Below are 8391 nucleotides of genomic sequence, written 5' to 3'. Positions count from 1 at the left end.
GTAATCCACAGTGTCAGCTACCATGATGACATTAAGTACCCAGAACAGAGCAGTACCAATTTGTAGGAAGACGCCTGCCGTTGATATCAGGAGAATGCTTTGTGTGTCATACATGCCAACGTAGATCAGTACAGCACTGCCTAAGATAGGGAAAGTGGATGCACATGCCCACAGAACTCGTCGTGAAAACATCTGGGCAAGTTTAGGGAACAACACCAGTGTTATGAGGTTGGCAATACCCGCATAAGCCATGTAGTAAGGGAAGAGTTCTTCATTACCAACAACATAAGTGAAGTAGTAAACAGCAAAGGCGGTAATAATGTTGGTCGCGAGATTATAAGACAACGCCATACACAGAACGCTAGTCAATTGGTCGTTTTTGTAGATAAGCGACAGGAGTTTTTTCAGTGAAACTTTTTCTTCCGGTTGTGTTGTGTCTAGATTTGCCGTTGAATAGCGCTCTTTCACATTGCGCAAAGTAATGAAAGTAGAGACTAAGAAACATGCGATCAACAAGAGGGTGAAGATTTGGAATCCGAATCCTTTATCGTCCCCACCTACGTAATTCACAAAAGGCATTGCAATGGCGGCGGTTACTATCCAGGCAAGGCTTGCGAAAAATCGAGGGTATGGAACAAGCTCTTCACGTTCACGCTTGTCCAAAGTCAGTGTTGGGACCAGTGACCAAAAAGGGATATCCATTAGTGTGTAAGTCATGCCCCATAGAATATAGGTGACAGCTGCGTATGCGATTAACCAAGGACCTTCGATGTAATGCGCACTAAACACCATCAGAAGAACCACTGAGTTAGCGAGTGTGCCAATTAAAATCCAAGGTTTGAACTTGCCCCATCGAGTACGTGTATTGTTGACCAACCACCCCATAATGGGGTCATTGACGGCATCCCAGATGCGTGCAACGAGGAAAATGGTTCCGACTGTTGCGGCAGAAATACCGACAACATCCGTGTAGTAAAACATCAGATACATGTAGACGATGGTGATTGCGAAGTCTTTACCAAATGCGCCAAAGCCATAGCTTAATTTGGTGTTCATAGAGATACTCATTGCCACTCCTTACGCCTCCTCTTTGAGAAGGCGTTAATATTCACGTTATTGAATTTTTATTAGTATGAAATTACTTATTAACCCACTCCGGTAACCAGCCTTCATGTGCCGCAATCAAGTCATCAACCAGCGCGTATATTTCTTCTATTCCAAGTACTGCCGCGGTATGAGGGTCAAGCATTGCAGCATGATAAATACGGTCACGGTTTTCGGTGAGAATCGCTTCTGTGAGTAGAGTCTGAACATTAATGTTGGTTTGCATCAATGCAGCTAAGTGGTTTGGTAGACGCCCTGCTTTGATTGGTTGAACACCATTAGCGTCAACTAAACAGGCGACTTCAACACAGCAACCTTGAGGTAAATTGTCGATTAAGGCTTCGTTTTTAACGTTTCCATAAATGACGCTTGGTATACCTGTCCAAATAGAGTTCATGATGGTACTAGCGTATTCATGAGACTCCTCAACGGTAATTTTGTCGGCTGTTTTAAACTCTTGAAGGTCGCGCTTCCAATCTGCAATTTGTTCGACACAACGTTTAGGGTATTCATCAAGTGGCACTTTATAACGTTCGATTAAATCTGGACGATTTGTCTTGATAAAATAGGGGGTGTATTCAGAAAAATGTTCAGAAGACTCTGTCACGAAGTAACCAAGTTTCTTAAACATCTCATAGCGAACTAAGTTAGTGCAGCGACCATTGTGATGGATGCCTGGTTTAGGCGCTTTGCCACTCTCAAAAGCTTCAAGTAGGTCTGGATAAATGTCGACGTACTCACCGCTTTCTGTTTTCTTCTCGAGGGTTAGGTAGTAAGCCATGTGGTTGATGCCTGCGCAGGTATAGCGAAGATCTGCGTAATCTAAGTCTAGGTCGCGCGCTAGTTCTTCAGCTGTACCTTGTACTGAGTGACACAAACCGACTTGTTTAATGTGCGGATACTTCTCGTACATTGCCCATGTGTTYATTGCCATTGGGTTTACGTAGTTGAGCATGGTAGCGTTCGGGCAAACCTCGGTCATGTCTTCACAGACACTCCAAAGGTGCGGTACCGTGCGTAGTGAACGCATAATRCCGCCCGGACCAAGTGTGTCAGCAATTGTTTGTTCAAGACCGTGGCGCTTACACACTTCGAAATCTGTGACAGTGCATGGCTCGTAGCCACCGATTTGAAAGGCAATGACAACAAAATCTGCGTCTTGCAGTGCCTCTTTTTGATTTAAATGGCATGAAATCGAGCCAGTCGCACCGGATGATTCCATCAATTTACTGACGACAAGGTGAGACTCTTCCAATCGAACCTCATCAATGTCCATTAAAGCGACATGAGCGTTTTTTAAAGCTGAACGGTGGAAAACATCACCAAGAATGTTTTTTACAAAAATGGTGGAGCCTGCACCAATGAATGTGATTTTAGGGTTTTGCATAGTGGAATCCTTTATCTCTCTGAGTTCTTTGTTGATGCAGATAAATTACACCTAGAACCCATGTCGATTCGTCTCAGATAACTTAATAGCTCTCCTGTTTTCTAATATTTTTAAATTAGTGAATGGAAATATTAGGAAATGGGATAAATTCTTGGGTTTTAAGGAGAGGTGTTGTGCAATGAAGTCAGTTTTACACTCAAGGTTTGAACTCTAATCACAGAGTTCTGATCTTATGAAATGGGCTATTACGGCTCTATGATCGCCTTCTGAGTTTTATTATCGAGGAGCTGATAAAAGTCTGGTATACGATTTCCTAAGGAGCGAGACATGCCCCAATCAGCCCAAGATACGGTGAGAATCATCACTTCAGACAAGTACTCGTCCGAGACCGTATCGGTAAGTCCGCTCTCTCTCTATTCTTCCTATGAGACAATCGATATTGAACTCAGAGCGCCTCACTCCATGCCTGGTTATCATTGGCATGGTCAAATTGAGGTGAATATACCCTTTGGTGATGATGTGGAGTACATCATCAACGGAAGCCCCGTCGTGGTTAAAAGCGGATCGATTGGCTTGTTTTGGGCATCTGTGCCTCATCGACTCACGAATCCGGGTCAATGCCATAATATGGGGATCATCAATATCCCTATTCACCATTTTATGTCATGGGCTCTCAGTCGAGATTTAGTGAATCAGATCACTCACGGTAGTGTGTTGCAATCGAATTCTTGTTCGTTGATCAGTGAATTTGAAATCTCACGCTGGGCACAAGAGATAAAGCATTCGTCAGAAAGTCGCCAACAATTGGCTATGGATGAAATTGGCCTAATGCTTAAACGGATTTGCCTTGATGGTTGGCAACAATTGCTGGTAAATCGACAGGATAAGTCGACTAAGAAAGGGGTGTCGAAACATTCCCAATTCTATGTAAGCCAAATGTTGGAATACATAGCCACTCACCATAACCAGCCATTAACCGTTAAAGGCATTGCTGAACATATTGGATTGCATAGCAACTATGCCATGAATGTGTTTCAGAGAACGATGCAGATGACCATCAAGCAGTATATTACTGCGATGCGTATCAATCATGCACGTGCTTTGCTGAGCGATACGGATAGAACCATTCTCGATATCTCGCTAACCGTGGGCTTCAATTCGAGTAGTCGATTCTATGAAACCTTTCAAACATACATTGGTGTCACGCCGACTCAATACAGAAAACTGGCTAGGGAAGACCACCGATGGAGTAGCCATGGCGCCAGCCCGCTATACGACCTTGAGAAAGGGGCGTGTGACGGTAAAAGGCCATTAACGACGACGGACAGTTAGCGGTATTGATACGAAGAAATCAAAAAAGCCCAAACAGATGTTTGGGCTTTTTATTTTCAATTCTATAAGCGATTACGCTTTAGCAGCCTTCAGAGACTCAGCTTTCTTTTCTTGTTGCATTTTAACAAGGAAGTAAACGTTAACGCATGCGATGAATCCGTTTGTCGCGACTACAGGCATTGCATCAATCATCACACCATACGCAGTGAACAGCGCACAACCAATAAAGTTAAGTACACGTAGGCGAACGATATCTTTCATTGTTAGTGAGATAGCAACCATGATAGATGCAGCGTAACCTAAAATTTCAACCATATTGAATTCCATTGTTTGATCCTCTAATTTGCCGATTGTCGATCGGTACCAATTCTTCTCTTCATGAGATTAGTGAGGAAGCTCCGTGCCTCGAATGGTTGGTTATATTTAACTGCGGGGAACTATAACAAGCGTGAATCTGTGATGAAACCCCCAAAACAGTCAGAAGTGAAGGTTAGCGATTACGCAAACGTTTAATAGTGTTTCCTATCGATAGATTACTGTTTATGTTGAGAAGTAATAGCGAAACGAAAATTCCAATAAGCTAAGGAAGGTATAGATGAAGGGAATAATTACAGTAGGTCTAGTGCTGTTATTAACGGCCTGTACGACGCAGGAGGCGCGTGATAAACATGACTATGGAATGGTGACCAGTGGGGATTTCACTTTCTTGGAGCAAGGTGTAAAGACATACTCTTGGCATCCTAATTCAGAACGTGCCTATTTACCTTCCGAGTTTAACAGTTCAGAAATTACGGAAATGGTACGAAACTCAATTGAAAGTGAGATGAATATTCGCGGTTATCGCTTACGAAATGATAGCGGAGAAGGGGATGTGATCATTGGTTTTGGTTTGGCAGCAGAATCTGTATTAAGGGACTCGACGATCTTTGATCATACGAAGTTGTCTACTGGTGTTCCGTTCTACGACAAAGATGGGAAGCTTGCTGAGAAAGGGTCGCTATATATTGTTATGTATCGCCCAAATATGGCCGCGCCTCAATGGCAAACACTGACTCAAAGTGGCATTGAGCCAAACTTAAGCCTTGAATCCACAGAGAAAAGGCTAGAAACCTATATTGAAATGATTTTAAGGGGCGTACCAACAGTAAAACCCTAATTTTTGTATTGCCACTAATTCGATTAATAGCTATATTCTGCAATCTAAATGATAATGACTATCGAAATCATTATTAAATGTATTTTAAGGATTGCTATGAATCGCTATTTTTCAACAGCACTAGTTTGCTTTTTCTCATCTTCTGCGATGGCTGTACCTGTAACAATTGAACACCAACTCGGTTCAACTACGCTGGAGCAGAAGCCTGAAAGGGTTGTGGTTATTGGGATAGGTGCGCTAGACGCGCTTGATGCGTTTGGTATCGAGCCCGTTGCTGTGGCGCAAGCCAGTACCATTCCTGATTACCTGTCTAAGTATGCGTCTGATAACTACGCCTCTTCAGGCAGYTTGTTCGAGCCTAACTTCGAAAGCATTTATATGCAAAAGCCGGACTTAATCATCATTGGTGGTCGAGCGGCGACAAAATATAAAGAGCTATCTGACATCGCACCAACAGTGCTATTTGCTGCTGAAGATGACAAAGGCTATTGGGAAAGCACTCAGTCACAGTGGCGAACATTGGCTAAAATCTTTGATAATGCTGATAAAGTGGAACAAAAGATTGAGCAGCTAGATGCTGAATTTAAGCAAATAAAAGCCTACAATCAAAAGAACAATGTCGATGCTCTAACGGTAATGAGCTCTGGTGGCAACATTRCAACGTTCGGCGCTGAATCGCGATTCTCTTCTATTTACAGGGATTTTGGTTTCTCAGAAACTGTAAAAGGAATTAAGCCTACGCGTCATGGTGATTTGATTTCTTATGAGTATATCCGTGAAGCCAATCCTCAGACTTTACTAGTGGTAGACCGTAACTCCCTAGTAAACAAAGGTGAAAGTACCACTAAACGTGATTTCGAAAATGATCTCGTTAAGGCGACCAGTGCTTACAAAAATGATGCAATGACTTTCCTGGACGTGAATGCCTGGTACCTTGCAATTTCAGGTGTAACAGCTACAGAGCAAATGGTTACCGACGTTAAACATTCTATCGGGCTTAAGTAGAGCGCTATTTAGCAGAGGTTAACTTTGAAAAAGTTATTGCTCGTTCTACTGCTCCTTAGTGTTGCCTCACTTTTTGTTGGGGTAAGTGATGTGTCACTGGCAGCGATTGTTGCCGGTGATCCTCAAGCATTAGAACTACTCTTCACAAGTCGACTCCCTCGACTACTTTCTATTCTATTAGCTGGTGCAGGCTTAAGTATTGCTGGCCTAATCATGCAGCAAATTAGTCAAAACCGTTTTGCTGCACCTTCAACGTCAGGCACGATCGAATGTGCGATGTTGGGGTATGTACTAAGCCTTGTTCTATTTGGAAGTGGACAAAATCTTTGGCTTATTTTCGCAACATCAATGATAGGCACTCTAATTTTTGTCCAGTTCATCAGCCGTATCCAGTTTAAAAACGCGGTGTTCGTTCCGCTGATAGGGATTGTTTTCGGTAATGTTGTTGAATCTATCGCCACATTTATCGCGTACAAATACGACGCTGTGCAGAACTTGTCAGGCTGGGCTGTGGCTAACTTCGCCAACATATTAAGTGGTGATTTTGAACTGCTCTTTATCGCTCTCCCTGTTTCTATTTTAAGTTATCTGTTCGCCACTCGAATATCCGCGGTGGGTATGGGGAAAGACTTTGCAGTTAACTTAGGTTTGAACTATCAACAGGTCTTAGTCATTGGTGTAGTTTTGGTTTCAGTGATGTCGGCTAGTGTCGTGATGATTGTTGGCCAGCTACCGTTTCTTGGCCTCATAGTCCCAAATATAGTGAGTCGCTATTACGGTGATAATCTACGTCGAAATATACCCATTACCACGATAGCAGGGGCTTCAATCGTACTTATTTGTGATTTGGTAGGTCGCACCATCATATTTCCCTACGAGGTCCCAATTTCAATGATCATCAGCATCTTAGGCGGCGGTGTGTTTATTTATCTAGTATTACGAGGGGAAAAGCGTGCGTGATTCTAGTCGTTTGATCCTGCTTTCTATTGTTGTAGTCGTTTTCGCTGGTTTATTCATTGGGATTGGGCTGACTGCAGATAACTACCAGTACTTTCTGTCACGTCGAGTACCCAAAGTTTTGGCGATGGTTGTTGCTGCAATTGCGATAGCTCAGTCGTCTATGATATTTCAAACCATTACCCACAATAGGATCTTAACACCGAGTATTATGGGGTTTGATGCGTTATACCTTTTAACGCAGGTTRTGATCGTGGTGCTGTTTGGCAGCTTAAGTGTGTATGTATTGAATCCATTTTTAAACTTCTTCTTGTCGACAAGTTTAATGCTGGTTTTCTCTTTAGTGCTATTTGGCTTTTACTTCCAAAAACAGAAGGCAAATTTGTTGGTATTGCTATTACTTGGGGTGATATTCGGGCAACTGTTCAGCAACGTTTCTTCGTTTTTGATTATGTTACTCGACCCGAATGATTTTGCAGCCGTACTGGCTAACATGTTTGCTAGCTTCAATAACGTCAATGTTGAACTTGTGTATTGGTCTGCACCGGTATTACTGCTTGTCAGTGGGCTATTGTTCAGGCTACATCGCACTTTGGATGTATTTTGGCTAGATAGCGATAACGCCGTGAGCCTTGGTGTAGACGTTAAGAAAGTGACTAAGCAATGTTTGATGTTGTCGGCCATTTTAATCGCTATTTCGACTGCGCTGGTGGGGCCTATTATGTTTTTTGGGCTATTGGTTACGAACCTAGCCCGAGAATGGTTTCAGTCATACCAACACAAAACATTGCTTCTAGGTTGCTCCTTACTGTCGGTTGCGACATTGCTTGTAGGGCAATGGACGATTGAAAACTTGTTTGGCTTCCAAACTCAATTAAGCGTTGTCATTAATTTTGTTGGTGGGATTTATTTCCTATCAATGCTTGTTCGAAATAAAGTGCTGTAGGTAATTCATGATCCAGTTAGAAAATTTAACCAAATACTTTGGTCAGCAAGCGGTTGTAGAACAAGCGAGTGCGGAATTTGAGAAAGGCAAAGTTACTTCAATCATTGGGCCTAACGGCGCTGGTAAAAGTACCTTACTTTCTATGGCCAGTCGTCTAATGGATAAAGACGATGGAAAAGTCATGATTGAAAGTCGAGAACTTGTTGATTGGGACACGAAAGCTCTAGCTAAAAAACTTGCAGTATTACGCCAAGCGAACTCAATCTCAATGCGTTTTACTGTTCGTGAAATGGTCTCATTTGGTCGTTTTCCCTACTCAAAAGGAAAGCTTACAGCGGAAGATAACCGAGTCATTGACCAGGCCATTAAATATCTAGATCTTAACCTTATTGAGGATAAATATTTAGACCAACTGAGTGGCGGACAAAGGCAGTTGGCATTCATCGCCATGGTAATTGCGCAAGATACAGATTATGTGTTCTTAGATGAGCCACTGAACAATTT

The 8391-nt window shown here is 42.6% G+C and carries 9 protein-coding genes; 6 read left to right on the top strand and 3 right to left on the bottom strand.

Annotation, left to right across the window (positions count from 1 at the left end):
- Nucleotides 1-1068, bottom strand: a 1068-nt coding sequence (gene melB / locus L4C33_RS17105; RefSeq protein ID WP_428813621.1) for a melibiose:sodium transporter MelB, incomplete at its 3' end; no start/stop codon positions are given.
- A gap of 70 nt (nt 1069-1138) precedes the next feature.
- Nucleotides 1139-2491: an alpha-glucosidase/alpha-galactosidase gene (locus L4C33_RS17100; RefSeq protein WP_428813620.1), complete on the bottom strand. Its 1353-nt coding sequence runs from the start codon at nt 2489-2491 to the stop codon at nt 1139-1141.
- A 327-nt stretch (nt 2492-2818) separates the two neighbouring features.
- On the opposite strand from L4C33_RS17100, the gene melR reads away from it, so the two are divergent.
- Complete coding sequence (gene melR / locus L4C33_RS17095; protein WP_428813619.1) at nt 2819-3823, top strand: transcriptional regulator MelR; 1005 nt, start codon at nt 2819-2821, stop codon at nt 3821-3823.
- 72 nt (nt 3824-3895) lie between these two features.
- Here melR and L4C33_RS17090 read toward each other — a convergent pair whose 3' ends face one another.
- Entirely contained in the window at nt 3896-4150 is a 255-nt protein-coding gene (locus tag L4C33_RS17090) for a YgjV family protein (protein WP_428813618.1), read from the bottom strand.
- 268 nt (nt 4151-4418) lie between these two features.
- Between L4C33_RS17090 and L4C33_RS17085 the strand changes: the two genes are divergently transcribed.
- From L4C33_RS17085 to L4C33_RS17065, 5 genes are all read left to right on the top strand, one after another.
- Complete coding sequence (locus L4C33_RS17085; RefSeq protein ID WP_428813617.1) at nt 4419-4979, top strand: DUF4136 domain-containing protein; 561 nt, start codon at nt 4419-4421, stop codon at nt 4977-4979.
- Nucleotides 4980-5075: 96 nt separating this feature from the next.
- Nucleotides 5076-5984, top strand: a complete 909-nt coding sequence (locus L4C33_RS17080) for a siderophore ABC transporter substrate-binding protein (RefSeq protein ID WP_428813616.1) — start codon at nt 5076-5078, stop codon at nt 5982-5984.
- Between the two features lie 24 nt (nt 5985-6008).
- A complete protein-coding gene (gene vctD / locus L4C33_RS17075; RefSeq protein WP_428813615.1) occupies nt 6009-6944 on the top strand; it encodes an iron chelate uptake ABC transporter permease subunit VctD in 936 nt (311 codons plus the stop codon).
- On the top strand, nt 6937-7887 hold the full coding sequence (locus tag L4C33_RS17070; RefSeq protein ID WP_428813614.1) for an iron chelate uptake ABC transporter family permease subunit: 951 nt from the start codon (nt 6937-6939) through the stop codon (nt 7885-7887). The genes vctD and L4C33_RS17070 overlap by 8 nt, the downstream gene beginning before the upstream one ends.
- A 7-nt stretch (nt 7888-7894) precedes the next feature.
- On the top strand, nt 7895-8391 hold a 497-nt coding region (locus L4C33_RS17065; RefSeq protein WP_428813613.1), incomplete at its 3' end, for an ATP-binding cassette domain-containing protein.

Origin of the sequence: Vibrio makurazakiensis (assembly GCF_050337375.1) — a bacterium.
Taxonomy (GTDB): Bacteria; Pseudomonadota; Gammaproteobacteria; order Enterobacterales; family Vibrionaceae; genus Vibrio; species Vibrio makurazakiensis.
Note: the sequence above shows the minus strand (reverse complement) of the source record. Positions and strands in the feature narration are given on the sequence as shown.

Bases quoted from the DNA above. Each gene is read 5' to 3' on its own strand.
- melR (WP_428813619.1), top strand. From the start codon at position 2,819: ATGCCCCAATCAGCCCAAGATACGGTGAGAATCATCACTTCAGACAAG.
- L4C33_RS17085 (WP_428813617.1), top strand. From the start codon at position 4,419: ATGAAGGGAATAATTACAGTAGGTCTAGTGCTGTTATTAACGGCCTGT.
- L4C33_RS17090 (WP_428813618.1), bottom strand. From the start codon at position 4,150: ATGGAATTCAATATGGTTGAAATTTTAGGTTACGCTGCATCTATCATG.